This is a genomic window from Clostridium sp. BNL1100, assembly GCF_000244875.1.
GTDB lineage: Bacteria > Bacillota > Clostridia > Acetivibrionales > DSM-1351 > Ruminiclostridium.
The window spans coordinates 2,179,400-2,205,199 of record NC_016791.1; the positions used below are offsets into that span (position 1 = coordinate 2,179,400).

27 protein-coding genes are annotated in these 25,800 nt (G+C 34.9%); 25 read left to right on the forward strand and 2 right to left on the reverse strand.

The window, feature by feature from the left end:
* Window positions 1-232: 232 nt before the first annotated feature.
* From CLO1100_RS09075 to CLO1100_RS21040, 16 genes are all read left to right on the forward strand, one after another.
* Window positions 233-1,009, forward strand: coding sequence for a C1 family peptidase (locus CLO1100_RS09075; RefSeq protein ID WP_014313460.1), 777 nt, complete (start codon window positions 233-235; stop codon window positions 1,007-1,009).
* Between the two features lie 334 nt (window positions 1,010-1,343).
* Complete coding sequence (locus tag CLO1100_RS09080) at window positions 1,344-1,526, forward strand: hypothetical protein (RefSeq protein WP_014313461.1); 183 nt, start codon at window positions 1,344-1,346, stop codon at window positions 1,524-1,526.
* A gap of 220 nt (window positions 1,527-1,746) precedes the next feature.
* Window positions 1,747-2,118 (forward strand): hypothetical protein, encoded by a 372-nt coding sequence (locus CLO1100_RS09085; RefSeq protein WP_014313462.1) that lies wholly within the window; start codon window positions 1,747-1,749, stop codon window positions 2,116-2,118.
* Window positions 2,119-2,392: 274 nt separating this feature from the next.
* Window positions 2,393-3,100: a hypothetical protein gene (locus tag CLO1100_RS09090; RefSeq protein WP_014313463.1), complete on the forward strand. Its 708-nt coding sequence runs from the start codon at window positions 2,393-2,395 to the stop codon at window positions 3,098-3,100.
* A gap of 230 nt (window positions 3,101-3,330) precedes the next feature.
* A complete protein-coding gene (locus tag CLO1100_RS20775; RefSeq protein WP_187288917.1) occupies window positions 3,331-3,474 on the forward strand; it encodes a hypothetical protein in 144 nt (47 codons plus the stop codon).
* Window positions 3,464-3,760: a GNAT family N-acetyltransferase gene (locus CLO1100_RS09095; RefSeq protein WP_050814139.1), complete on the forward strand. Its 297-nt coding sequence runs from the start codon at window positions 3,464-3,466 to the stop codon at window positions 3,758-3,760. Before CLO1100_RS20775 ends, CLO1100_RS09095 begins: the two co-directional genes overlap by 11 nt.
* A gap of 382 nt (window positions 3,761-4,142) precedes the next feature.
* The gene (locus tag CLO1100_RS09100; protein WP_014313464.1) at window positions 4,143-4,382 is read left to right on the forward strand and encodes a hypothetical protein; all 240 of its coding nucleotides are present in this window, start codon (window positions 4,143-4,145) and stop codon (window positions 4,380-4,382) included.
* An 87-nt stretch (window positions 4,383-4,469) separates the two neighbouring features.
* Entirely contained in the window at window positions 4,470-4,709 is a 240-nt protein-coding gene (locus CLO1100_RS09105) for a hypothetical protein (protein ID WP_014313465.1), read from the forward strand.
* Between the two features lie 446 nt (window positions 4,710-5,155).
* Window positions 5,156-5,395: a hypothetical protein gene (locus CLO1100_RS09110; RefSeq protein WP_014313467.1), complete on the forward strand. Its 240-nt coding sequence runs from the start codon at window positions 5,156-5,158 to the stop codon at window positions 5,393-5,395.
* A gap of 225 nt (window positions 5,396-5,620) precedes the next feature.
* Window positions 5,621-6,562, forward strand: coding sequence for a DNA/RNA non-specific endonuclease (locus tag CLO1100_RS09115; RefSeq protein WP_014313468.1), 942 nt, complete (start codon window positions 5,621-5,623; stop codon window positions 6,560-6,562).
* A 593-nt stretch (window positions 6,563-7,155) separates the two neighbouring features.
* Window positions 7,156-9,033: a DUF4157 domain-containing protein gene (locus CLO1100_RS19990; protein WP_014313469.1), complete on the forward strand. Its 1,878-nt coding sequence runs from the start codon at window positions 7,156-7,158 to the stop codon at window positions 9,031-9,033.
* Between the two features lie 561 nt (window positions 9,034-9,594).
* Window positions 9,595-9,837: an AbrB/MazE/SpoVT family DNA-binding domain-containing protein gene (locus tag CLO1100_RS09125; protein ID WP_014313470.1), complete on the forward strand. Its 243-nt coding sequence runs from the start codon at window positions 9,595-9,597 to the stop codon at window positions 9,835-9,837.
* 636 nt (window positions 9,838-10,473) lie between these two features.
* The gene (locus tag CLO1100_RS09130; RefSeq protein ID WP_014313471.1) at window positions 10,474-10,794 is read left to right on the forward strand and encodes a TfoX/Sxy family protein; all 321 of its coding nucleotides are present in this window, start codon (window positions 10,474-10,476) and stop codon (window positions 10,792-10,794) included.
* A 178-nt stretch (window positions 10,795-10,972) separates the two neighbouring features.
* Window positions 10,973-11,389 carry a YjdF family protein gene (locus CLO1100_RS09135; protein ID WP_014313472.1) on the forward strand — a complete coding sequence of 139 codons (417 nt, stop codon included), beginning with the start codon at window positions 10,973-10,975 and terminating at the stop codon, window positions 11,387-11,389.
* A gap of 371 nt (window positions 11,390-11,760) precedes the next feature.
* Window positions 11,761-12,036, forward strand: coding sequence for a hypothetical protein (locus CLO1100_RS21035; protein WP_242836713.1), 276 nt, complete (start codon window positions 11,761-11,763; stop codon window positions 12,034-12,036).
* A 52-nt stretch (window positions 12,037-12,088) separates the two neighbouring features.
* The gene (locus CLO1100_RS21040; protein WP_242836714.1) at window positions 12,089-12,226 is read left to right on the forward strand and encodes a hypothetical protein; all 138 of its coding nucleotides are present in this window, start codon (window positions 12,089-12,091) and stop codon (window positions 12,224-12,226) included.
* A 500-nt stretch (window positions 12,227-12,726) separates the two neighbouring features.
* Here the strand turns inward: CLO1100_RS21040 and CLO1100_RS09145 are convergent, their stop codons facing one another.
* Window positions 12,727-13,551: an AraC family transcriptional regulator gene (locus tag CLO1100_RS09145; protein ID WP_014313474.1), complete on the reverse strand. Its 825-nt coding sequence runs from the start codon at window positions 13,549-13,551 to the stop codon at window positions 12,727-12,729.
* A gap of 152 nt (window positions 13,552-13,703) precedes the next feature.
* Between CLO1100_RS09145 and CLO1100_RS09150 the strand changes: the two genes are divergently transcribed.
* The 6 genes from CLO1100_RS09150 to CLO1100_RS09175 all read left to right on the forward strand — a co-directional run bounded on the left by CLO1100_RS09150 (window position 13,704) and on the right by CLO1100_RS09175 (window position 21,529).
* Complete coding sequence (locus tag CLO1100_RS09150) at window positions 13,704-15,638, forward strand: right-handed parallel beta-helix repeat-containing protein (RefSeq protein ID WP_014313475.1); 1,935 nt, start codon at window positions 13,704-13,706, stop codon at window positions 15,636-15,638.
* A gap of 152 nt (window positions 15,639-15,790) precedes the next feature.
* On the forward strand, window positions 15,791-17,242 hold the full coding sequence (locus tag CLO1100_RS09155; protein WP_014313476.1) for a glycosyl hydrolase family 18 protein: 1,452 nt from the start codon (window positions 15,791-15,793) through the stop codon (window positions 17,240-17,242).
* Window positions 17,243-17,477: 235 nt separating this feature from the next.
* Entirely contained in the window at window positions 17,478-18,506 is a 1,029-nt protein-coding gene (gene aroC, locus CLO1100_RS09160) for a chorismate synthase (protein WP_014313477.1), read from the forward strand.
* A 51-nt stretch (window positions 18,507-18,557) separates the two neighbouring features.
* Entirely contained in the window at window positions 18,558-19,676 is a 1,119-nt protein-coding gene (locus CLO1100_RS09165; RefSeq protein ID WP_242836715.1) for a 4Fe-4S binding protein, read from the forward strand.
* On the forward strand, window positions 19,636-20,922 hold the full coding sequence (locus tag CLO1100_RS09170) for a phenylacetate--CoA ligase family protein (RefSeq protein ID WP_014313479.1): 1,287 nt from the start codon (window positions 19,636-19,638) through the stop codon (window positions 20,920-20,922). The genes CLO1100_RS09165 and CLO1100_RS09170 overlap by 41 nt, the downstream gene beginning before the upstream one ends.
* Before the next feature lie 19 nt (window positions 20,923-20,941).
* Complete coding sequence (locus tag CLO1100_RS09175) at window positions 20,942-21,529, forward strand: shikimate kinase (protein ID WP_014313480.1); 588 nt, start codon at window positions 20,942-20,944, stop codon at window positions 21,527-21,529.
* A 22-nt stretch (window positions 21,530-21,551) separates the two neighbouring features.
* On the opposite strand, the gene CLO1100_RS09180 is transcribed toward CLO1100_RS09175, so the two are convergent.
* Window positions 21,552-23,303, reverse strand: a complete 1,752-nt coding sequence (locus CLO1100_RS09180; RefSeq protein WP_014313481.1) for a glycosyl hydrolase — start codon at window positions 23,301-23,303, stop codon at window positions 21,552-21,554.
* A gap of 297 nt (window positions 23,304-23,600) precedes the next feature.
* On the opposite strand from CLO1100_RS09180, the gene CLO1100_RS09185 reads away from it, so the two are divergent.
* From CLO1100_RS09185 to CLO1100_RS19995, 3 genes are all read left to right on the forward strand, one after another.
* The gene (locus tag CLO1100_RS09185; RefSeq protein WP_014313482.1) at window positions 23,601-24,197 is read left to right on the forward strand and encodes an HAD-IA family hydrolase; all 597 of its coding nucleotides are present in this window, start codon (window positions 23,601-23,603) and stop codon (window positions 24,195-24,197) included.
* 206 nt (window positions 24,198-24,403) lie between these two features.
* The gene (locus CLO1100_RS09190; protein ID WP_014313483.1) at window positions 24,404-24,880 is read left to right on the forward strand and encodes a DUF134 domain-containing protein; all 477 of its coding nucleotides are present in this window, start codon (window positions 24,404-24,406) and stop codon (window positions 24,878-24,880) included.
* A 526-nt stretch (window positions 24,881-25,406) separates the two neighbouring features.
* Window positions 25,407-25,787, forward strand: coding sequence for a hypothetical protein (locus tag CLO1100_RS19995; RefSeq protein ID WP_050814140.1), 381 nt, complete (start codon window positions 25,407-25,409; stop codon window positions 25,785-25,787).
* Window positions 25,788-25,800 lie beyond the last annotated feature (13 nt).

The window sequence follows — 25,800 nt, forward strand, 5'->3', positions numbered from 1 at the left end:
AAGTTAAGTGAACAAGAATAACCTTACAAAGAGTGTCTTGAGTACTTACACCAGTATAAAAAATGGAAGCCAGTTGAACAAACAAAAGTGGTAGGTAAAAATTCTTAATTTAGCGTAAAAATGTAGAATGGTTGAGGTTATCGAAAGTCGGTAGGTATAAAAAGATTAATAACATTTAGTTATGTAAACTCATATTATATAAATGAATTCATCATTTTTGGAGGCATTATATATGAATTACAAATATTCTTATAATAAAGATAAGATTGATTATAGAGATTTACTTTTTTCTAGTTCAGTATCGCCACATCCTGAAATAATACTACCTAAATTAATAGACTTAAGAGAGAAATGTCCACCTGTTTATAACCAAGGGAACTTAGGTTCGTGTACTGCAAATGCTGGTTGCACTTGTAGAGCTATGCTATTGCAAGATAAGCAAATTCAGTTATCAAGAATGTTCTTATATTATGAAGAAAGAAAATTAGAAGGAAAAACCAGCAAGGATGATGGGGCAAGTCTTAGAGATACGTGCAAATCAATCTATAAGAAAGGTGTTTGTGAAGAAAAATACATGCCCTATAATCCGGAAAATTATATGTTACCACCATCAAAACTTGCAAAAATAAATGCACGACAATACAAGATTATTGCATATAAATCATTAAGTTCCTTAGATGAAATCAAGCAAAACTTGGCTTTTAGACAGCAACCAGTATTATTAGGAATGAATGTATATGAAAGTTTTGAATCGGATGCGGTAACTAAAACGGGAATTATGCCAATGCCACGCAAGAACGAAAAGAAACTAGGAGCTCATGCTGTTTTAATAGTTGGTTATAAGGACATAGTGAAGAATCATGGTATGTCTGGTAGAAACAAACATCAACAAGGTTATCTTTTTGTGAGAAATTCATGGGGAGATAAATGGGGCGATAAAGGATATTTCTATATGCCATTTGATTATGTGATACCTGATTATACTTTTGATTATTGGATTATGGAATAAGATTTAACTTTATTTGAGTCTATTACGAGCAAATGATTCTTGAAAACTGAATAGTGCGGTAGTTATTGAAAATATAATTGATTAAGGATATATTAGATAATATTAATTTTTTTGGAGACTTTACACAAGACTAATTCCTTACAATATGGGCATTTGACATGTCTTTTGTTATATTTAACAGGAAGTCTGTATTTGAATGGTGACTTTAAAAAAGATATGAAATTAATTTGAAACTCCTAATTACACTTTTCACATCGGTAGCCGTATGTTATAGACTGCCCATTTTGGTCGCAAAATGAATAAGATGCGAACTATGAAAGGAAATTTATAAAATATGAAAGTTAAAGAGTTAATAAGTGTAATAGTTGATAAAGTGAATATATATAAAACAATTGGTGAAAACTTTGAAGATATTTATAAAGGCAACACGAATGATATCCCATCAAACATATTAGAAATGAAAGTTAGAATTATTGGAGCATCAAAAAAAGGTGTTTTAGATATACAAGTGTTTTAAGTCTTAATTTAAGAATGTGCTGTCGGTGATCCGGGAGCGGACATTGTAAGTCTATTGCGTCATAAAAAAGTTGTACATTGCTAATTGAATAGTGCGGAAAATTTAAAGAATTAATTTATATATGCCTGCGGATACCATATTTATTAATAGGAATTACATATAATACAGTAGATCGTAAATTTTGCCATAAGAACAACTTCTTAAGAATGGGGGTGAATAATTGAAAAAGATTTCTTTTTTATTTGCCATAAGTGCTTTTACACTTTTAATTACTGTAGCCTGTGGTAAAGTTGTGTTTGATGGTAGTTGTACGGGTAATAATAAACAATTTATTGTGGATTACAACGTTTTAAATTGTACTAAAACTCACCAGATGGAATTGGAAAGAGGAACAACCATTAAGGTGGTTGTTGAAAGTAAATCTGGTCGTGTTGGTATTCTTGTGGAGGATTCCAAAGGAGATGGTATATATAATAATATCAATGCCATTTCAGAAAAATTCTCACTTGAGATACCAAGAACTGATACATATAATTTTTCAGTTTCAGGTACTGACGCAAAGGGAAGTGTTAGTTTCAAAATGACTAAATAATCCTTAAAAAATCAGTGGATAAAAATAATATAGAATAAATATTACCGCACAGTTAATTTTAAATGTTGCGGTTTTTTACGCTCATATAAGTTCGCAAAATGAATAGAAAGCGGCGGATGAAAGTTGGACTTTGAAAACCGAATAGTGAGGTAGTAACAAAAGTAATTACTTGACGAAATCAAGCTCCCAATATAGTATTATTTGTAAGAAGTACCATAAAAAGAGATTTATATTACTGATACTTTTGCATGATATGAAAATTCGAGGATTTATTATGAATGGAACATTTGCTAAAAAGAATTCCCTTTCAATTAAATTAGGGTTTTGGTCAGCATTTCTTTTTACAGCTATGGGGATTGGTTATTTAATTGGACTAGGTACTACATTTTCTGTTTTCTCAATGCCATCATGGACAGATATTGATAGTTATGCTAGTTTCATAAAATCAATGCCAGGAATGTTTTATACTCTATGTCAAATAAGTGCATTTTTAGTAGGACCGCCTTTTATCTTATTGATGTGTAGTATTTATGATTTTGCACAGACAGAAAAAAAGATATTGGCTAGAATAGCGATTTGTTTTGGAATAATATTTGTTGTATTGATGAGTATGTGTTATTTTGTTCAATTAACTGTTATTCCTCAAAATGTTCATAGTGGAAATTTAGGAGGACTAGAACAATTTGTAGAGCTCAATGCAAAATCATTTATAGCTTCAATGGTTGTTCTTGGGTACAGTTTATTTTTAGGGTTTGCATCACTGTTTATTGCACCTGTTTTCTTTCAAAATAGACTGGAAAAAGCTATACGAATGACTTTTGTAATTGGTGGTGTATCTAGTATATTTGAATTAGTGGGGTGTATATTCCCTAAAATGATAATGTTAGCCATGGCATTTACAGGAGTAGCAAATATTTCGTTAATTATAGCAGGCGTTTTGCTGTGTATCCTATTTAGCAAGATTAGTAGAGAAAGTACATAATTCTTCTACATTAGAAAAGTTTTAATTATGAAAATAACGTTGCTACCGCACTTCAGTTATAAAGAAAGTGCGGTTTTTTTATGTCTTTAATTCAGACGCATAATGAATAGATAGGACACATGTTCTTTGAAAATTGAATAGTGCGGTATCGATTAAAACTTGACTAAATTAAGTTCTAGATATAGCATGTTATAAAAAAGAATTATTTTATAATCTTGGAAGGCATATCTTTGAACTATGATTTTGAAATTCATGTACCTACTAAATCAGAATGTGAATATATCGGAAATAAATTGCTTGAATATAACCTTAGTATAAAGCCGTTAGAGCAAAATGAACCTTTTATTGAAATAAAACAGATGTGTGAAGAATAGCGATGGAGAAGTTATTGGAGGTATTTTAGCAATAGCGGCATTATGGCATGTTTTACACATAGATACTATGTGGGTTAAACAAGAGTTTAGAGGAAATAGAATAGCATCTAAGCTTTTACAAGACGTTGAGGAATATTCAACAAGGTTGGGTTGCCATATATCGTATCTTGAAACCTACGACTTTCAAGCGAAAGAGTTCTATATAAATAATGGCTATAAAATATTTGGAGTATTGGAAGATTGCCACAAGGGCATAAATGTTATTGTTTGTCAAAAAGATTGTTAGCATAACATTTATTTATAAAAGTAATGGTGAGTTTTACTGTAAAGTATTGTAGGCAAAGAGTATTTTAGTTCATAAAGGATGGATGTGTAATGGCTACTGTACTAAACAAAATTGAACGTCGCAGCCGGGGTGCTTCTTCGGAGAATGAAAAGAATACGACAGAATAGGGCGAGAACATTTTAATAAATTCTGTTCACATTGTCCTACTGCTTTTGATATAAATTCTTCTTGGCACGAAGGAAATTGTACAAAATTCAATAAAAATCCATATATTAAGGGAAAGTCGTAGTTTGAATAAAGGGTGCAGCGGTGAGCTGCCGGAAAGGTAGGATATTATGGAAAATACACTGAGAATTAGGTATGAAATAATCAATAAACAAATATGGACGTTTTAGTTAAGCAAATCATATCTGAAAATACCGGAGTTGAACAAGATAAGCTATATAACGAATTTGAAGGAAAACTTGTTTTTGTATATGACGAAGAATCAGGTGGAGAATTATCATTGTGTTTTGGAGAAGATGAAACAAGCTCATTTGATGAAATTTCGTCTGACTATGTATGTGATATAATCACCATCAATGAAATTGCAAGCTCCGTTATTAACTGGAATGAAGAATAATGGTACAGAGATGAATTAAGTCTATTGTGTACTTAAAGAATATTGTATACTAGATATAAAACATATACAAATATGGAGTTAATTATAATGAAGTTTTCAACATTTTATTTCAGCGGTACCGGTAATACAGAATGGGCAGTTAGAGAGTTTAATCGTATAATTGTTGAATGTGGGCATGATGTCGACTCAATTTCAATAGACGGAATTGATGCTCAGAAGCCCTCTTTTCTTGTCGAGATATTCTTTTTGATGGAAAATATGCTGACCCAAACATATATGATCGGTATCGGGGGCCTAATGTTGTTAAAAATTAGTGTATATTATTAATAGAGTGGAACTAGAAAATCTATGGTTGTAGTAGAATTAATTGGAATTTGGTTTTAACTTGGAATGGATTTAAAATACTAAGGAGATGAGATGATGAAATCTATAAACTCAAAAGTTTTATTTTGTGTTGGTATTATTTTGTTAATCTGTTTTTTCGGAGGCTTAGCCTATCTACGCTATGATTATTATACCAATACGCTTCCTTCATATGCTTCTACACCATTGTCTGTATATAATATAATTCATGGAGTTATATTTTTGCCACCAAGTATTCTATGCTTTATAATGTCACTAATATTACGTACAAAGCCCAAAAAATAATTTAGCGTAATTACCGCATATTCAGATAATGAAAATGCGGTTTTTTACTGCCCATTTTAGGACGCAAAATGAATATGATGTGATGTAGTTGTAAAAAATAGCGATGTATTTCAAAGGAGATATTTATGATTTTAGATGGTGCAGAAGTAATTGCAATCTCAAAAAAAGATGATTTTGGTGTAATAAAGTATACGAATAATTCTATGAAACCAATTCCTGTAAAATATCTTGCTATATGCCAGTATGAGAATGATAAATCAATTTATGTCTTTCTTTGCAATGATAAGATTGAAGTTGAACAAAATAATATATTCTATACTGTGGAAGAAGCTAAACAATATGCGTTTAAAAAAACAAACATGTAATTTGGGAAGAAAGAAGCTATACAATGGACAAATGTACAAGAAAGGTAAAAAGATAGCTTATTCGCTATATGAATATTTTATGCTCTAAAGAGGTAGTCTAATATAGATAATTATTACAGATTATCTATGAAGATAAAGAATGGGTGTACAGATTACGAAGGTAGCAGTGACGAGGATGATATTTGTTACATAATAATAAATAATGCAACTTAAGGAGAAATATCTATGAGAAAGTACATAATCGCTTATTTAGTGATAATAGCATTGTTGACAGGCTGTTCGGTACAGAGTGTTCCAGAGAAGAATGAATCAACTACTAAATTAACAGAAAATAGTGTTTCTTTAAAATCCGCATTACCTAGTGAAAATCAAACGAAAATACCAAGCAAGGCCACCGCCCAGGCGACAAGTAAACCAGCTGAATTTTCTCCTTTTGAAGGAAAGTACAAGGAAATTAAAGTGGCTGGAGGGGATACGAGCGGAACTAGAAAATCTATGGTTGTAGTTGATATTGGATATGGTAGTAGAGAATACTGGGCCTATACCAATCAATATGGACAATTAATCAGGGTTACTGCTAAGAAGATTATTCTTCAGGATGCAAAAACCGAGCCGGTGCTGGAAAATGGCCGATATTATGATGAGGAAGCAAAGGTTCCCGGTACTGAGCGGGCAGATCTGGATCAGGGTCATGTCATTGCAGACTCCTTGGGTGGTGTTTCCAATGCCTACAATATAACACCGCAGGACAGTACATTAAACCGTTATGGCGACCAGGCATATATGGAAAAAAACATAAGGGATGCAGGCGGCTGTACGAATTTTGAAGCTATCATAACGTATTCCAATGCAAAGACGCAGATTCCGAAACATTATCGTTATACCTATACATTAAAGGGAAATGTTATCACTGATGATTTTGATAATGTGAATACTGATAAGGTAAATGAGTCTTTGAATGAGAACTCGGCAGAAAAGCCAAAGACTACTCCCAAACCGTCTACTACAGATAAGAATCATAACATTGATACTATAGATAAAAATCACAATGGTAAGGTGTCAATAGCTGAAGCAAAAGCAGCTGGGTTTAAGATGCCAATCACAAAGGATCACTGGTTGTATCAATATATGGATGATCGTGATGGAGATGGTATGGTTGGCGAATAAAAATTCAAGATGATAATTAAGACTTCATAACAAAATTATTTACAATACTGAATAAGTTAAACCACGCTGTGTACTTTTCTATCTCATATCATGTATTAAATAATTTCTGCCATTATTCCATACACGTTCTTATCTTGCGGGTACCTTTGTTCGCCACACCTTAGGGTAATTAGTTATTTGATGTAAATCATTGACTAAGTTATTACAATTATGGATGTTATATACCATCTAAAATTTACTTAAAAATAGAGTAGATAGCGTGACAAACAAAACATATTCAGAAAATGTTAAAGAGCAGGCTTTGAGTAAAGTAAGCAAAAATTTTAAAAAGATCCCTACTTTTCGAAAGCCTGTTGTGAAAAAGAATGTTAGAACAAGAGAATATAAAAATTTGCCTTACTGATCCAAATTCAGTTACTAATAAAGAATTTAAATTCTTTCAATACGTAATGGGATATAGACAGACGGTTAAACTATTAGAGGAGGTAATTGGATAACATCTAAAAAGACATTAAATATTTTATTATAAAATCGGATGTTAAAAACCCATAAAAATTTACATATAATTGAATAGATTTAGGGAGAGTGGTTTAATGCAGACCAAAATGTTGGTAAAAAAACCGGAGCCGGGTTGGACAAATAACCTTATGTATAATAATCAAAAGAACAAGCCTGCTGCAAATAAAAAAAATGTAAGAACAACAGATTACAAGAAATTGCTTCAGATAATGCTTAATGATCCGGACGCCATAACAAGAGAAGAATTCCTGTTTTTACAATCTATTACAGGATACCGGCAAACAGTAACATTAAGAGAGGATGCAAAAATACGCAAAAAGCAGAGAAAGCTAGAACAGACTAATGTTGCAATGAAGCCAATTTCATTAGAAAAAACAAAATCTGAAATAGAGAAGAACTCAGACAGCAAAATAGGGGCTTCAGAATTAAAGAATAATGATGAAAAAAATCCATTACAAATGAAGAAGGACAACAGCGAAACTCCTGGCTCAAGCTCTGGTATACAACATAATTTGAGAGCAGGGCTTGAAAGGTTATCAGGCATTGATCTTTCAGACTTAAGTGTACATACAAATTCAGACAAACCAAAGCAAGTAGGTGCTCTGGCATATACACAGGGAAATACTATTCACATTGCACCAGGACAGGAAAAACATCTTCCTCATGAAGGCTGGCATGCTGTACAACAGAAACAGGGAAGAGTTGTGCCTACACTACAAATAAAAACAGGTACTCTTGTAAATGATGATGCAAACCTTGAAAAGGAAGCTGATATAATGGGGAGCAAAGCGGTGCAAGTAGGTTCACAAGATAGTATGGGACAATTGAAAGAGTCTTTTCCTGTAAGTGTTGTAAAAAATAATGGATATGTTATTCAGAGAAGAAAAAAAGAAAATATCTTTACTGATTACATAAAAAAAGCTAAAGCTATCGCTGCAGAGAAAGAAAAGACTACTCCTACAAAAAAAGAAAATATCTTTACTGCTTACACAAAAAAAGCTAAAGCTATCGCTGCAGAGAAAGAAAAGACTACTCCTACAAAAAAAGAAAATATCTTTACTGCTTACACAAAAAAGGCTAAAGCTACCGCTGCAGAGAAAGAAAAGACTACTCCTACAAAAAAAGAAAATATCTTTACTGCTTACACAAAAAAAGCTAAAGCTATCGCTACAGAGAAAGAAAAGACTATTCCTACAAAAAATAAAAAAGGTACTCTATTAGAAAGTATAAAAGCCTATGTAGAAGAAGCAAATAATAAGAATGGTGATATGGAGAAGGATAATAGCAAAGATGGAAATACATTTTATGCTGAAGTAATAACGAGCCCAGGGAACCTTGTAGGAACAGTAGCTTCCTTATTGGAAACGACCATGGAAGCTGCAAAAATTTATGTTCCAAAAGAAATTTTAAAAACACCTAGGCGAAATAACATTGGGATAGGAAAATGGATCAAAGACATAAATGCTAAAGCTGCTTCAACTGCTTCAGGTTTTGGTAAAGTAGCAAAGGTAGCAAATGATATCGGAAAAGCAGCTGCAATTACATCTTTAATTGTTGATACATCATTTGGAATATATGAAAATATACAAGAAGATGCTCCAATAGATAAGATTATAATAGATGCGGAAGTAGATTCTCTTTATTCAGCAGGTGGTATTGCTGCATCTGCGGCTGCAGGATCAGTAGCTGGTTCCGTTGTACCAGGTGCAGGTACTTTAGCTGGTGCAGCAGGTGGTGCGATAGGTGGAATAGCATATATGATAGTGACTGAGGGAGTGAACATTGATGGCAAATCATTAAAGGATTTAACAAAAGATGCACTATATAAAGAAAAACATGGTCGCGCGAAACTTGGTAACCCAAATATATCTCTGAAACCCAATTCAGAAAGTATGAAAATGTTAAGGAAAAAGATTGAAGATAAAAAATCAAAAGACAGTAAAAAAAATTGAACACAGAATTCCAGTGCATCATTCAATACAAAATACCACCAAGTTCGATCTTATAAATATTAAAAACCATTATCCGTTTTTCCAACGTACGCCCCCCTCTCAGGCGGTGAAAATTGAATAATTCTAAGTAAAAGAAAGTTGGACTTTGAGAACGGAATAGTGTGGTACGAGTTACAAAAAAATACTATTGACTATTTATGGCGAATTGTGACAACATCACTTATTGCTCTATTGATATTCAAAGAGGCCATCCTCGCTTGTCTTGGTATCATTCTTTAAATTCAGAAAGCACTGTTACAGTATCAAATAAAAGGGTAAAAATATTAAGAAGGAGCTACGGCCCTGTTTCACTGGCCAACCAACTGCCAATCCTTATAAGTGAGAAATGTGGAACAAGGATGTGAAGAAAAACAGATGAAAAGCTACATATGCTGCATTCGTTTTCACGGCAACTTATATTTATTGCACAATCAAAACAGACACTATAAAAACCTTCGTTGTGAATTATTTGAGTATCAGGATGGCATTTTAAGTTATTTTATGAAAAGGAGGACTGTTAGCATGAAATCAACAGGAATAGTAAGAAGGGTTGATGAGCTCGGAAGGGTAGTAATACCTAAAGAGACCAGACAAATGCTTTCTATTAGCGAAAGAGATTCTTTAGAAATTTTTACTGATGAGGATATGATATTATTAAAAAAATACTCTCCCGGTTGCATATTTTGCAACAATGTCAAAAATCTTACGATATACAAGGGTAAGCATATATGTGAAGAGTGTAGCCAGGATTTAAAATCAAAATAATCTACCAACCAAAAGAATGTGTCTCATTGGCATGTTCTTTTGCTTTACTGGGGACAAATCAACATAAGAAGATACTAAAATATTAATAAGAATATTGGTTTTGCTGTATTATTTATAGCTGCTATTACATTAATGTGCACATTTAGTTTTGCTGAAAATAATAGAATAAACTATAATATATTGCAAGGGGATTTAATGACGGAAATAAAGAATATTCATCATCCAATTTTACTATTTTAAATTATGCTTCAGATGCAAATAGTGGTGTATGGTCAAGATTTGTATTAAGTATAGATTCAGGTAAGGAACTTTCAAAATCGTACAGGCGAATATACACTTCTTGACTTAGGAATTGATGCATGGTATTACGGAGATATCACAGCAATTACAGATGCAAGTAAATATGATGCCAACCAGATAATCAATGAAAATAGTAACTCAAATACTAGAAAATACCAAACATTTTGCAAACAATTAATTTTTTAAAGTAAACATTAATTGCACGAAAACAACAGCATGGAAACATGCTTTGTGTATTGAGTTTTTAGAAAAATATGAGTATCCGTAAGAATACTTTGATTGATTTGTACAAGATAGTGTTATTTATATTGATAGCAAATTGGAGGAGAATTGAGTATGGCATCGAGTAAAGAATACTTGACCTTTATTTTGGAGCAATTATCCCATTTGGATGGAATTACACACCGTTATATGATGGGCGAGTACATTATTTACTACCGTGAGAAAATCGCAGCATATATCTGTGATGACCGCTTTCTAGTAAAGCCCGTAAAAGCAGCTAAGGCATTAATGCTGGATGCAGTATATGAGCCTCCGTATGAAGGTGGTAAAGATATGCTGCTTGTGAACAAAGTTGATGATAAAGCATTCTTGACAGCACTATTTCAGGCTATGTATGAGGAGCTTCCAGAACCAAAGTCGAAAAAGAAAAAATGATATATGGCACTAAGTGCTTTATATAAAACAGCAAAGATAAAAACGCAACGTGAGATTATCTCACCAGAGCCGGAAGGTAGCCCGGCCGTACCATTAGGAATAATGGTGTAAGTAACCCTCCCTCCTTGGGTCGTCCATTCTTTGCTCATAACATCATTCATTTTAAGGAGGGAAAGTCATGGGCAAAATACAAGGCAAACTGACAGTGTTTTTCGAGGAGCCATTCTGGGTTGGTATTTTTGAAAGAATCGAGGATGGAAAACTATCGGCAGCTAAGGTAACTTTCGGTGCAGAGCCAAAAGATTATGAGGTTTACGATTTCATCCTGAAGCACTATTATGAGCTTCGTTTCAGCCCGGCTGTGGTTGCTGCTGTAAAGGAGAAAGCCATAAATCCGAAAAGGATGCAGAGGGATATACAGAAACAACTGTCTGATACGGGTGTTGGCACGAAGTCTCAGCAAGCATTAAAATTACAGCAGGAGCAGAACAAACAAGAGCGGAAACAAATCAGTCGTGAACAACGAGAGGCTGAAAAACAGCGAATGTTTGAACTGAAACAGCAAAAAAAGAGGGATAAGCATCGGGGTAGATAATGCCCCAGCTATCCTGATGTTTTAAATTTGGGAGAATTGTATGTGAGAAAAAATATATATCGGGTAAAATACATCTTCGGTAACCGGGAGCAGCCATTGTGCCAAAGAATAAAACTTGACATGGCAACATTCCACATGTAGGATTATTTGTTATATAATACACAAAATGGATTTAGCGAAGAGATAAAACAAACTACATTTGGTCTTTATACAAGATGAGTTTTTGCGACAACCTAGATAGTAGAATGAGGGGTGCTAGATTGAACAGAGATAGAAAGTGGACGTTTTTGTTTATTGGTGGTGCTTCAGGTATGGGTAAATCAAGTGTTGCCTATTAACTGGCTCGTTATTATAACGTGAATGTCATGGAAGTGGATGATATTTGCCAAGCTATAAAGGCAATGACAACGAGTGAGATTCTTCCGGCAATTCACTATTGGAGTAGCGGCATAAACTGGATGGATATCGGTGTAAGCGGTAATGTGAAGTGGCTTATTGACGTTAGTAAAGAAATGATTCCGGGAATAAATGCAATTGTTGAAAACCACATTGAAACTGATGTACCGGTCATTATTGAGGGTGATTTTATACACCCAGAATTTGCGGCATCTTTTGAAAATCAAAAGGTAAAATCTGTATATATATGAACCGGATAAAAACCAAATTTTGCAGAATTATTTTGCCAGAGAGGGTGGCGAATTGCAACATTTCAGAGCGGATATCAGTATCGAGTATGACGCTTGGTTAGTGGATACCTGCGGGAAATTAGGGATAAAAGTGATTGAATCAAGGCCATGGAATGCTGTTGTAGATAGGATTATAGAAAGCATACTGTAGAATCTCGTTTAAAAAAGTACCTTGCATATTCTGTTACATACCCAAATTACTTTTCCTACTTCACTTTCAACAGTAATTGTACCTTCTAAAACTGTAACTAGTGCTTTTACCACCATTTTCATATATTTTCCATTTTCCATAATGGTTATAATTACCAATATACTATCGAGTTATATATCTAAAAAGTAATGATTCTTGGGATTTATGTAAACTTATCAAATGGTTCTTAAAGCCTGTATGAGAAGATTATTTGAGAATAATATAATGACAGCTGTTATTGGCGGCTCCTATGACAAGACTATTCACCTATATGGTGAACCAATTTCATTTTTATGCTGCCTTTACAGAAGGTAAGATGAAAAAATCAGTGACAGAAGGATAATGCAAGTGCGGCAATATAATTTTCAGATATATACATGGATTAACTGCTGAAAACGATGAAAATAAATTGGTAATACTCCTTTTGGTTTAAAATTTTTAGTTAATCAAAAGGAGTATTTTTATGTAGAGATGCTTGCTGCTTCCTGTGTTTTCCTGAATTCCCTGGGACTAATATAATAAACTTTACTAAAGGCTCTGTTAAATGTACGAATACTTTGAAATCCACAGTCATACGCAATTTGTGTAATGTTTTTATTTGTATTTAAAAGCATGTTCCTTGCCCAACTTACACGAATACCATTTATATAATCGCTGAAGCTTACGTTTATTTTATCTGAAAACACTCTGGATAAATGATATTTTCCAACACCTAAAGCTTTGGACATGTCATTGAGTGATATGGGCTGCATGTAATTCTCGTTTATATAATTAATAATATCAAAAATTATATCAAAGTAATTCACATCGGTATTTGTAATGAGTTCCACCTGCTGCAGCAGCCTTGAAATAATAATCTGTATATACGCCTTACAAATAGGAGTGCAAACAGGAGGACTCTTAGCATGGTTATATTCCTCTAAGAGAGAATTTATAGCGTAGGAAACATCCTTATGAAGATTTTCTTTATTGATAAAAGGGTCTTTAGGATGAAATTTCAAAAGAGTATTTATAAAATCACCTGCAAGTGCCAAATTAAGTATGACTACAATGCAATTCATGCTTTCTTGATTCGGAGGTGTATGGTAGCTATGTACGCTGTTGGGAAAAAGAACAGAAAGCCCACCTTTTTTCATTAGGCGTGTGCAACCGTTGACTGTTATTTCAATTTCTCCATCCTCCACATAAAGCAGTTCAAGTTGAGCATGAAGATGTGGTAGGAAATCAAGACCGTTTTCTCTAAAGATAAGCAAATCTCCAGCTCTGTTTTCATAAAATGGAATCAATATTTTACCCCCACATACTGCAATATTTGGCCAAAAAATAATACTATATGTCAAGTATTATAAATTGTTCTATGCTAAAATTCAATTGTAAAAACAAAATTAACTATTCTAACCAAATTCAAAAAACACGGCATTATAAGGAGGAAGGTAAAGTGAAAAAAGAATTTCATGTTGCGGTAACCGGTTGTGATTTCGCAGAGGGTACCAAAGAGCATCCTTTCAGAACTATATCAAAAGCTGCGAAGGTAGCTGAATCAGGAGACAAAGTTATTGTTCACGAAGGCGAGTATCGTGAATGGGTAAAGCCTGAACATAGCGGATACAGCAATCTAAGCAGAATCGTATACGAAGCTGCCGAGGGTGAAAAGGTTATTATTAAGGGGTCAGAGAGAATCCAAAGCTGGGAAAAGGTTGAGGGTACAGTATGGAAAGCTGTTCTTCCAAATTCTTTTTTCGGTGATTACAATCCATACAAGGAAATTCTCAGCGGCGATTGGTTAATATATAAGCCCGGCATTAATCGTCATCCCGGTGATGTCTATTTAAACGGAGTTTCATTTTATGAAGCCGATTCCTTGGATGAAGTTAATAACCCAGTAGAGAGAACCGGGGTTATAGATATCCCGTGGACTAAAAAATTTGAAAAAATTCTGCATCCTGAACAAACAATTTACCGTTGGTTTAGCGAAGTAGATGAGGAAAAAACAACCATTTATGCTAACTTCCATGGTGTAGATCCAAATAAAGAGCTTGTTGAAATAAATGTAAGAAAATGCTGCTTCTATCCACTCAAATCAGGTCTGAATTATATTACTGTAAGAGGATTTGAGATGGCGCAGGCTGCTTGCCCATGGACGCCGCCTACAGCAGATCAACCCGGTCTGTTGGGTGCAAATTGGAGCAAGGGCTGGATTATAGAAAACAACATAATACACGATGCTAAATGCAGTGCTATCAGTATTGGTAAAGAAGCTTCAACAGGACACAACCTATGTTCCAGAAGACATCAGAAGCCAGGTTATCAGTATCAGATGGAGGCTGTTTTCCGTGCTTTACAGATAGGTTGGAGCAAGGAAAAGATAGGTTCCCATATCATCCGAAACAATGTAATTTTTGATTGCGGTCAAAACGGTATTGTAGGACATATGGGTGGAGTTTTCAGTGAAATATATAACAACCATATTTATAATATTGCAGTTAAGCATGAGTTTTTCGGTTACGAGATTGCAGGTATAAAGCTTCATGCGGCAATTGACGTAAAAATTCATCATAACCGTATTCATAACTGTTCTCTTGGTACTTGGCTTGACTGGCAGGCACAGGGTGTTCGAGTGAATAATAACCTGTATTACAACAATGACCGTGACTTGATGGTAGAGGTAAGCCATGGCCCATACTTAGTGGATAACAATATTTTTGCTTCCGATTATACCTTTGATAATTTTTCACAAGGCGGCGCATATGTAAATAATCTTTGCTGTGGTAAGCTCCATTTAACAAAGGTTCTTGACAGATCTACGCCATATCACTTCCCGCATACTACCGAGGTAGCCGGTACAGCAGTCGTTTATGGCGGAGATGATCGTTTTTACAACAATGTTTTTGTTGGCGGAGAAGGCATTGAAAACAGTGGAACAGCAGGGTATAATCCCAATACTGCTTCATATGAAGAATATGTTTCAAAAGTGCTTAGTCACGGAGTAGGTGACCTTGAGGTGTTTATGTTAACCGAACAACCTGTATATATTTCTTCAAATGCATATTTAAATGGAGCTGAAGGCTTTAACCGTGAAAATAACAGTTATATTAACAAAAAGTTTAATCCAAATGTAAAAATTGTTGAAGAAGGAAATTCAGTTTATCTGGAGATGAATGTAGAAAAAGATATGCTTGAAATACCGACTCAAATCATTTCTACTGAAACGCTCGGTACCGTACGTATTGTTGATGCTATTTTTGACGATCCTAACGGAAAGCCTATCGTAATTGACACCGACTATACTGGAACTTCAAGAAATACTACGCCTGTTGTAGGACCTATTGAAGGATTGAAATCCGGATTCAATCGCATTAAAATTTGGGGTTAATGCATAAATTAAAAGTTTATTTAAAAAGCCTGGGAATTAATTTTATTCCCAGGCTTTTTTATTACAAAAAGTCGAATATTTACTAAAAAAATACAATTATTGAATATTATGATATAATTTAAGTAAAAAAATTAAGAAAGGGGAAATGTTAATTGAACCTGAAATTAATGGCATTTTCAATAATTGTATCACTAATGCTTAGTTGCATAGGTATTTCAAGTGTTGTCGCAAATGAAACGATAAAAATCAACAATCAAACGGAACAGGCGTACAGAAATGTGGCATATTTTACTTCATGGAGCGGCTATCAGAGAGCCGCAGAGGTGGGTGATATTAATCCTTCCTTACTGACACATATTAACTTTGCATTTGCAAATTTATCTGCTAACGGAACTATTTCAGTTGGAGACCCGTGGATTGATACTCAAAAGCCATATGAAGATGGCACATGGGAAACAGAATTAAGGGGACATTTCGGACAGTTGATAAAATTGAAACAACAACATCCTCATATCAAGACAGTTATATCAGTAGGAGGATGGACGTGGTCAAAAAATTTCTCTGATGTAGCAGCTTCAGATACGCTAAGAAAGGCATGTGCCCGGTCTGCAGTAGATTTTGTTGTAAAATACGGTTTTGACGGTGTAGATCTTGACTGGGAATTTCCGGTTCAAGGCGGTGATAATATACCGCACCGTGCAAACGATGGTGACAACTACATTTTACTGCTTAAAGAGATCAGAACTGCATTAGATACGCAGGGAGAAATGGACGGAAAAGAATATATTTTAAGTATTGCAGGAGCGTCGGATGCTAAATTTATAGCAAATTGTAAAGTTGCAGAAATGATAAAGTATCTGGATTACATAAATGTTATGACTTATGATTATCATGGTACATGGGATTCAACAACTAACCACAATACTCCGCTAAACGCTGATTCAGGTAATCCCTGCGTATCAACTACCATTGAGAATTATATTGCTGCAGGAGTAGAACCGGCTGATTTAAATCTGGGTCTTGCTTTCTCCGGAAAAGGTTGGATTAACGTAACTGATCCTAATGGTTCAGGGCTGTATAAAAGCGGAGCGGCACCATCATCTGCAGGCTATGGAAGCGGTACATTTGAAGCTGCTGTATTTGATTTTTGGGATATTGCAGAAAATTATGTAGGTAAAAATAATTATGTGCGCCATTGGGACGATGTTGCAAAAGTACCTTATTTGTATAATGGAAGTACTTTTATTACATACGAAGATGAGGAATCAATCGGCTGTAAAACAGATTATATAAAGAAAATGGGTCTTGGGGGTGCCATGTTCTGGGAATTCTCTTATGACAAAAACTTAGTACTCCAGAATGTCATTGCCCAGAGTCTCAGTGTTAATAAAGTGCCGGAGGCAGTTCTTTACTATGGAGACGTTAATGAGGATGGTGTACTAGATGCTATTGACTTTGCACTATTCAAGTCTTTCCTTTTGGGTAAGGGTACTTTACAGAATATGGCCATTGCTGATGTTAATAATGATGGCAATGTTGATGCACTCGATCTTACAAATTTGAAAATGATTTTATTGGAAAAGAGTACTCCAAAGCCATTTTAAATGATTACCTTTTACATAGATTTTATAGATGGGACGGCTGATATTTTTATGCTGATCCATCTTTTTTTATGGGAGCAGCAGACTAGTATATTTAGTTCATAAATACTACGTATTTTGAGGCTACAGGAATATTTAAAATATGTAGATTTATGACATATAATAAATACATAATCTGTTAAAATTACAATTTTTATTCATTTTCGTAAAAATAATACCTTTTTTGAGGAGATATTATATGAATACTCTGGGAGAGATTTTTAGGTGTACGACTTGGGGAGAGTCACACGGAGAAGCTATCGGTTGTGTAATTGACGGGTGTCCTGCAGGCCTGGAAATAACCGAAAAAGATTTTACCTGTGAGCTTGACCGTGATATTACCGATGTCGAACTTGGTACCCCAAGAAAAGAAACGAACAATGTTAAGCTGCTTTCCGGTATTTTTGAAGGAAAGACTCTTGGAACACCTATTTGTATTGCAATACACAATGATGGTCAGAAAAGTAGGGATTACTATGAATTCAAGGATTATTACAGGCCCGGACACGCAGAATTTTCATACCATAACAGATATGGATTATATGATTACAGGGGTGGTGGAAGGTCTTCCGGCAGAGTTTATATTTCTTTGCTGGCAGCAGCTGCAATATCTAAAAAGCTCTTGAAGAAACATAATATAGCCTTTGAAAGCAAGGTGGTAGAACTTGCGGGGAGCTGCTGCGAAAGTGAAGAAGCAGAAAAAAGGGCCAAGGAAAAGTGTCTCGAAATATCTTCCACAGGAGACTCCTCCGGAGGAATTATTATACTCAGGATAAAAGGTGTACCCTCCGGGGTTGGCAGTCCTATATTTGGAAAACTGAATTCAATGATTATGTACGCTTTAAGCAGCATTGGAGGGGTGAAAGGGATTGAATGCGGTTTGGGTTTTGAATCTGCACAGATGTGTGGAAGCCAATTCAACGATTCCTTTATTATAAAGGGCGATGGAGTTTCTTTAGCAAGTAATAATTCCGGCGGTTTTCTGGGAGGAATCAGTACGGGCATGGATTTACTTTTCAGAATAGCTGTTAAGCCAACTCCTTCAATATTATGTGACCAAAATACCGTAAATTACAAAACTATGAGTGAAGAGATTATAAAGCTTAAAGGAAGGTTCGATAAGAATTTTACTCCAAGAGTAGGCCCTTTAGCCGAAGCTCTGGCTTCAATAGTTTTAGTTGATCAAATGATTCTATCAGGGCATATAAATCCTGTAAGAATTGAGTAAGGAGGAATTGATATTAAAAAAAGGTTTTTTATTATTTTGATTTGTTCCATAGTGTTAATAGCATTAGGTATTTTACAAAATGAAATGAATTTTGTATACCAAACAAATACATATGGAAATTTTGATACAACCGGGACTGAAAGCTGGGTAATGAAGCTGAAGCCCGGAATATCCGATTTAGCTTCTTCGATAAAATATGGCAGGTTCCATTCAAAACCACTTATTATAATTGGTATTCTATTTACATTAACTCTTTTATTTTCAATTTATAAATTAAAAAAGGAGCTTTTTCTTAGAAAAATAACTCAATGGTTAATATTTGCTACAGCAAGGCTTGGAGTTTTACGAGTTTCAGGTGTTTGCGGTATAAAGAGAAGTGAATTCGGCGTTTTCCCATTTTTAAATTGTCAGGCTTGCGAAATGGCCACTGGAGCATGTCCGGTAGGTATGTTGCAGTGGGGAATGATTAAGGGAAGCGGTATTTATCTGGCTCTTGGTGTAATGTGCTTTACCGGTGTTACATTAGGGAGATTCATTTGTGGTTGGCTTTGTCCTTTTGGCTTTATCTCTGACATTCTGGACAGAATATCACTGAAAAAAGTAAAGCTTCCGAAATTTTTTTATTGGGCCAGATACGTTGTTCTTATTTTAACTTTTTCAGCTTTGATTTTCAAAATACCTGTCTTTTGTGTCTATATCTGCCAAAGCGGCAGTATATACGGGCGTCTTCCATACTATTTGACCACAGGACTTCCGGGGTTGATAGATGCCTTTACTTCTTTTGGGTGGTTAAAAACTATATTGGTATATCAGCTCCTGTCATTACTTTTGCTGATAATTGGAGCAATATTGGTTAGCGGAAGATGGTTTTGCAGATACTTATGTCCTCTCGGTGCATTTTATGGCCTTTTCAACTATGTATCTCCAGTTAAGGTCGTACATGATAAAACTAAATGTAATGGTTGTAATGCTTGTTTGAAGCAATGCCCAATGGGTGCTGACTTATCAGTAAATCATTTTACGGATATAACAAGCTGTATTAAATGCGGAAAATGTACTAAACTCTGTAATGCCAGAAATTTTGAAGTACTCGGAAAGAAAATTAACTTGAAGGTTGGGAAGGTGCAGAATGATGAAACAAAAGTTATGGTCTCTAGCAATAAAAAGTAAATCAATGTCCATTTATCAAATGGCTTCTTATGCGTCACAAAACACTAGATTTTATAATAATTACTACAAAGGGTACAACACAGACGATTTTGAGTCTCTTCCAATATTAACAAAGTACAATTTGGTTGGAGTCAGTCCTTATGATCTGCTTAGCGATGAATTTAAAGACAAAGTTTATCTTTACGGCGAAACCTCAGGAAGCAGTGGAGCTCCTACGCCTTCATTCTTTACAAAAAATGATTTCGAGGGATTGATATCTCTAAGCTCTCTGACACCATACATTAAAACAATTAAGGAACATCTTAAAAAAAATCGAACTGCTGTTAACGGATTGACCTTTGGATATACGGTAGCAGGTTTTTCTTTTGGAGCCTTGCTTCAAATGCATGGAGCTATGGTTGCTCAGCTCGGTACTCGATCAACAATCGGAACACCCGTGAGAACTGCTGCTACCATAGTAAAGCTGCAACCCGGGGTAATCAGTGCAACACCTCTTGATTTTATGTCATGGGCAGAAATAATCAGATCAGACTACTATCCATTAGATTATGAAAAAACCATCGACAATATTAAAGTTTTGCTTTCCACTGCCGAGCCCTGTGCTAATTCGAGGCAACACCAGATTGAAAAATACTTTTCACTCACGCATGTTAATACATATGCTTCTGTGGATGGCTTTTTCTCATTGCCTTGTCCCTGCGGAGAAAAGCACTTAATTGACGGAATTAATTATATTGAACTTTTTGACCATAAAATGCAGCCGTTAGGTGTAAGCGGGAAGGGAAGACTGTGCTTTACAAGTCTTATGCGAAAAACTACTCCCATGGTCAGATACATGCTGGATGACCTTATTACAATCACTGATTCAAAATGCGAATACGGATTTAAAAAATCAGTTAAACCCCATGGAAGGTATGAGTTATCTTTGGAGCTTAACAATCAAACTTGGGGCAATCTGGACTTCGAGGAAATCATATATAAGTACGGTCTTTTCATGGATTACAAAGTTAACGTAAAAAACAATCATATTTCAGTTGAGCTTGAAGAATATCCAATAGCAAAGGGAGATTATGATTTGTCAGGGCTTGAAGATGAGCTGTATACAAGTACAGGCATGAAAAGTGTTATTTCTCTGCATCCACTTGGTTATCTCACCGACTGTTGGAAAGTACGGGAAGCTAAATCTATTGTTAAAGTAATTGACCAAAGATTATCATCCAGACAAACAATACCTCAGATTTTATAGCAAACCAGGAGGGCATATAGTGAGGGATAAAAATATAGTTTTAATAGGCTTTATGGGCGTTGGAAAAACAACTGTAGGTAATGTGCTTTCAAATGCCTTGAATTACAACTTTTATGACTGTGACAATATAATTAAACAACAATTTTCAATGAATATAAAGGACTTATTTGAATTATACGGAGAGGCATATTTCAGAGATGTTGAGGCTAAAGTCATAAAAGAACTCTCTAATAGCAGTAAATCTGTTATTGCAACAGGTGGGGGAATCGTTTTAAATCCCTCGAACATATATAATTTGAAAAAAAACGGAATTATCATTTTTCTTGAGGCTCTTCCAGCTACAATCCTACGTAACATTTCAAAAGACAATGTTAAAAGTACAGAAGACAGGCCATTATTAAAAGGCAATAACCCTTTGGAGACCATCACTGATATGATGTTACATAGACAGTTATTGTATAATAGATATTACGATTATAAAATAAAGACTGATTCTATGACAGTAAATATGGTAGTAGAAAAATTACTTGAAATATTAGAAAACGATGATAATAAAAGCTGCCGCATAAGAGGATGTACAACCATTTATGCGACAGCAGATAATTAATTATGCTATAATTTTATTCAACTTATTCAACCGGGAATTTATCAATCATGCCAAGAAGCTTTTGCTTCATATACGCAAAGTCCAGAGCATTTATTTGCCCATTCCCATCTACATCTGCATTTGTTAAGTTAATGGGGGTATTAAGCAATAGATATGATTTCAAAAGACCGAAATCTATAGCATCAAAATTTCCGTCTGAATTCAAATCGCCTGCAACTCCGACTGACGGTTCAGAACCGTAAATATCTGTAGGCAGTTCATCCAAGGTTACTACATACTGACTGTTGTAAATAGTATTCAGCAGTACCGGGTCATTATTTCTTGAACTTGTAATAAAATCGCCATACCATGGGCAGAAATAAAGCCACCATGCACCTTCGTTAACTATATTCTTAATGTCGGGTATAACGTCATTTTCAGTCATTGCTACCATCTTTGTATCGTTTGTATCATTTACAAGTGTCAGAAATGCTGTTGTTGCTGCACTTGTTTTCCAAGTATAAGGTGAGCCTTCGTACTTATCATAAGCAACTATATCGACATATTGGTCACCGGGATACCATTCGAGAGAATTTGCATATGTATAAAGGTTTACTTCCCATATTACATTGTGAATACCGTATTTTTCCGTCAATGTTGTATAAAGAAGCTTCCATAGCTCTTTATAAACATTTGACCCTGCGGAACCCCACCAGAACCAAGCACCGGAACCATCAGTGTTGTTATTGCCTTCGGCTTCATGGAAAGGACGTAAAAGCACGGGAACTTTAGCATCCTGAAGTATAAGGAGCTGCTTTGCCAGATCATCGATAGCCATCATCAGGTAGGCGTACTCTTTTGTTGTTTTATCAAGACAGTTGGCTGTTTTGAAGCTGGCAGTCGGTTTATAAGTACATTTTGTCCAATCCAGCTTATCACCCAGCTTATAGCTTGTGAAATCTGCCGGTACATTGATATGCCATGAGGATGTTGCAATACCACCTTTTTCTTTTACCCACTGTATCATACGATCTGTTGTACCATCTTCCCAGCCATACAGAGGGTTGTAGTTCATCAGGTCAAAACCTCTGATTGCAGGATATTTACCTGTCTTATCGTAGATATACTTGAATTCAAGTTCTGAATCTCCGTTATTACCGCCACCATAAATTTCCTGCTGGCCTGAAATAACATGGTTTCCATAGACGCTTGTTAGATACTTCATAAGAGACTTTGTTTCAGGGGTTGCCTTTGAATCGCAGGGGGTTGGGTCTATATTCAAATCAGGCATATCTGCATAGTCAAAGGATATTTTGTCATACAGTATGAAACCCCAGCTTCCGGATGTTCCAATCTCAATCTTGGCTGTTCCGGCTTCGAGATAGAAGAATCCAAAACTGTAATCCATCCAGCCGCCTTTGTTGGGAATATAGAAGTTGCCTTTGGATTCGCCGTTGATACTTACAGCCTGAAGTCTGGATTCACCCAGATTGCCCAGATACATCCAACAGCGTGTTTTAAGTTCATACATTGCACTTTTAGGAACTGTAACCTCTAAAGTTATCGTTCCTGCATTGGATGCCCATACAAAGCCGTCGCCTGAATAACCAGGATATTGAGTTCCATAGACATTTGTAGCAACTGTAGCACCGTTGCTGAGAGTGCAGGCCTCTGCTTCAACATTTACAGGTACGGAATACGCAGCCTGTACCGGAGAAGGAACGGCTGTCAGGATGGTACATGACAGTGCAACCGCTGTCAGCAGAGACATAACTCTCCCTAAAATCTTTTTCATAAAAAACACTCCTTTTAAATAAATTTTTCCCTGTTACGATTAAAAAAAGAATAGTGTTGTCGAGAAGATAAGACGAAATGATTGTAATGAAGTACATATTTAGTTAAAATATAACATATTTTTAGTTAAATATCAATTTAGATTTTACTTAAATGAAAATAAAATATTAAAAAAATACATATTTCGAGGAAAAGTTTTTAGTGTACAAATTTTATATATTTTACCAAGTAGCAGCAATCTATGGTAAAATTTTATTTGACTGCGAAATATGCGAAATAATTGAGAAAGGGGTTTTGCATGAGAGCATTAATTTTGGATATGTATGGGGTAATTATTAAAGACCCCGAGGGAGGTCTTTTACCATTTATAAATCGCACATTTCCCAATTTAAGCCGCGAGGATGTATACCTGCATTGGAATAAAGCTGATATTGGTGAATTATCTTCTTTAGAACTTTTCAGAAAGCTTGGGTTTGAAGGCGATTTGGATAAAATTGAAAAAGAATATTTAGATACAATAGAAATTGATGAAGATTTCTATGAATTTGCTCCACTCTTAAAGAAACATTACCATTTAGCTTTATTATCAAACGATTTAAGCGAATGGAGCAGGTATTTACGTGATAAATTTAATATTAATGATTATTTTGATGTCATAACAGTGAGTGGTGACGTAAAAATTAAAAAACCTGATGTGCAGATATTTAAGCTTACCCTAGATAAACTTGGGCACTCGGCATCTGATTGCATATATGTAGATGACAGAAGATTTAATTTAGCGGCTGCACAATCCCTCGGCATGGACACCGTACTATTTAATAGCAGAAATGTCCAGTATGAAGGAAAAAGCGTTTTTAGTTTTAAAGGACTTGCCAATTTGCTGATACATTTGTAATATTTATAAATTGCGGTACATTACAATAATCTTTATATCGGGGACAGGGAAGGCGTTAAGTATGCTTTGAGAACCCCTTTTAATAGTTCCAATACGCAGAAATTCTAAATACAAGACTATTTTGTTTTTGTTGACATATATCTGCGATATTTTATATACTTTCTTTGTAACGAGATACAATCTGTACTAAATGGAGTTGATAATTATTGGCAAGACCAACAAAGTGGAGGAAAATCGAAAATATTCCTACTATTCCATTTTTTATTCCATCAGAAACGGACATTGCTGAAGTTCCTGAAAATATATTGAAACTGGAAGAACTTGAAGCTTTAAGGCTTAAAGATTTGGAGGGTCTGGAACAAGGTGAATGTGCTGAGAAAATGGAGGTCTCCCGGCCTACTTTTCAAAGAATTCTTCTTTCTGCAAGAGAAAAGATTGCTGATAGCCTTATTAATGGTAAAACCATACACATTGAGGGAGGTAAATTCACCAGAAATATATGTCCTGTAAAATGCTTAGATTGTGGCGGTGAATGGATGGAAAGCTATGAGAATCTCGAATCTATAAAAAACGGTGAATACACTTGTAATATATGTGGCTCAAAGAATATTATTTGTAGTAAGAAATGTAAGCACAAGTTTTGTAGAAGAAACTGCTGGCATCAAGGTTATGATGTTGATTAAAGTACAAAAGATTCAAAATAAAAGGTCAGAAAGAATTTTTCTTTTTGGTCTTTTTTTATTTCACGAATATATTGTTGACATATGCTCATAATAATACTAAAATTTAGGTTGTGGGCATAAGCTCATAATAAAACAAACTACTCTGGAGTAATTTAAATGAAAATCCATATCCTTACGGATAACAGAACATGTAAAAGAGGTTTCTAGCTGAACACGGCTTGTCTGTTTATATTGAACATAAGCAGATAAATATATTGTTTGATACGGGACAATCCAATGTTTTTTGTAGTAATGCAGTTAATATGAATATTGATTTAAGAAAAACGGATTTTATAGTGCTGAGTCACGGGCATTATGATCACGGCGGTGGATTAGTTTACTTCCCAAAAACGAAAGAGTTCCTAAAATCTACGCTCATGAAGATTCTTTTGTAAAACGCTATTCTATTAACCATGACGGAGTAAGCTTTAGACAAATCGGGATACCATGGAACCCGGATGATCAGAAAATATTAAAAAGTAATATTGTGTTTACACGTGAAATTTATCAACTTGCCTCGGACGTATATATTTGCGGAGAAATTCCAAGTACTCATGATTTTGAAGAGATACCTGAAGGATTTTTTGTCGGTGATGTAGCCAATAAACATATAGATATGATTAAGGATGAGCAAATGCTCATTATTCGAACCAATAAGGGATTATGTATATTCTTGGGATGCAGTCATCCCGGAATCATCAATTGCTTAACCTATGTGCTAAAACAATTTCCAGGTGAGATAATCGATACTGTTGTAGGTTTATCAAAAAGATACCTTATGACAAAGATATTGGAAGGCTCAATTCCAACGGATTGGCAGCCGCACGTGAAAACGGAACATATAAGGAACTGTTTGAAAAATGCTTGACAAACTTGTAAAG

Excerpts from the sequence above, each read along its gene's own strand:
- CLO1100_RS09185 (WP_014313482.1), top strand. The coding sequence starts at position 23,601 with ATGAGAGCATTAATTTTGGATATGTATGGGGTAATTATTAAAGACCCC.
- CLO1100_RS09080 (WP_014313461.1), top strand. The coding sequence starts at position 1,344 with ATGAAAGTTAAAGAGTTAATAAGTGTAATAGTTGATAAAGTGAATATA.
- CLO1100_RS09115 (WP_014313468.1), top strand. The coding sequence starts at position 5,621 with ATGAGAAAGTACATAATCGCTTATTTAGTGATAATAGCATTGTTGACA.
- CLO1100_RS09090 (WP_014313463.1), top strand. The coding sequence starts at position 2,393 with ATGAATGGAACATTTGCTAAAAAGAATTCCCTTTCAATTAAATTAGGG.
- CLO1100_RS09105 (WP_014313465.1), top strand. The coding sequence starts at position 4,470 with ATGAAGTTTTCAACATTTTATTTCAGCGGTACCGGTAATACAGAATGG.
- CLO1100_RS09100 (WP_014313464.1), top strand. The coding sequence starts at position 4,143 with ATGGACGTTTTAGTTAAGCAAATCATATCTGAAAATACCGGAGTTGAA.
- CLO1100_RS09135 (WP_014313472.1), top strand. The coding sequence starts at position 10,973 with ATGGGCAAAATACAAGGCAAACTGACAGTGTTTTTCGAGGAGCCATTC.
- CLO1100_RS09110 (WP_014313467.1), top strand. The coding sequence starts at position 5,156 with ATGATTTTAGATGGTGCAGAAGTAATTGCAATCTCAAAAAAAGATGAT.
- aroC (WP_014313477.1), top strand. The coding sequence starts at position 17,478 with ATGAATACTCTGGGAGAGATTTTTAGGTGTACGACTTGGGGAGAGTCA.
- CLO1100_RS09125 (WP_014313470.1), top strand. The coding sequence starts at position 9,595 with ATGAAATCAACAGGAATAGTAAGAAGGGTTGATGAGCTCGGAAGGGTA.
- CLO1100_RS09130 (WP_014313471.1), top strand. The coding sequence starts at position 10,474 with ATGGCATCGAGTAAAGAATACTTGACCTTTATTTTGGAGCAATTATCC.
- CLO1100_RS09180 (WP_014313481.1), bottom strand. The coding sequence starts at position 23,303 with ATGAAAAAGATTTTAGGGAGAGTTATGTCTCTGCTGACAGCGGTTGCA.
- CLO1100_RS19990 (WP_014313469.1), top strand. The coding sequence starts at position 7,156 with ATGCAGACCAAAATGTTGGTAAAAAAACCGGAGCCGGGTTGGACAAAT.
- CLO1100_RS09170 (WP_014313479.1), top strand. The coding sequence starts at position 19,636 with ATGATGAAACAAAAGTTATGGTCTCTAGCAATAAAAAGTAAATCAATG.
- CLO1100_RS09075 (WP_014313460.1), top strand. The coding sequence starts at position 233 with ATGAATTACAAATATTCTTATAATAAAGATAAGATTGATTATAGAGAT.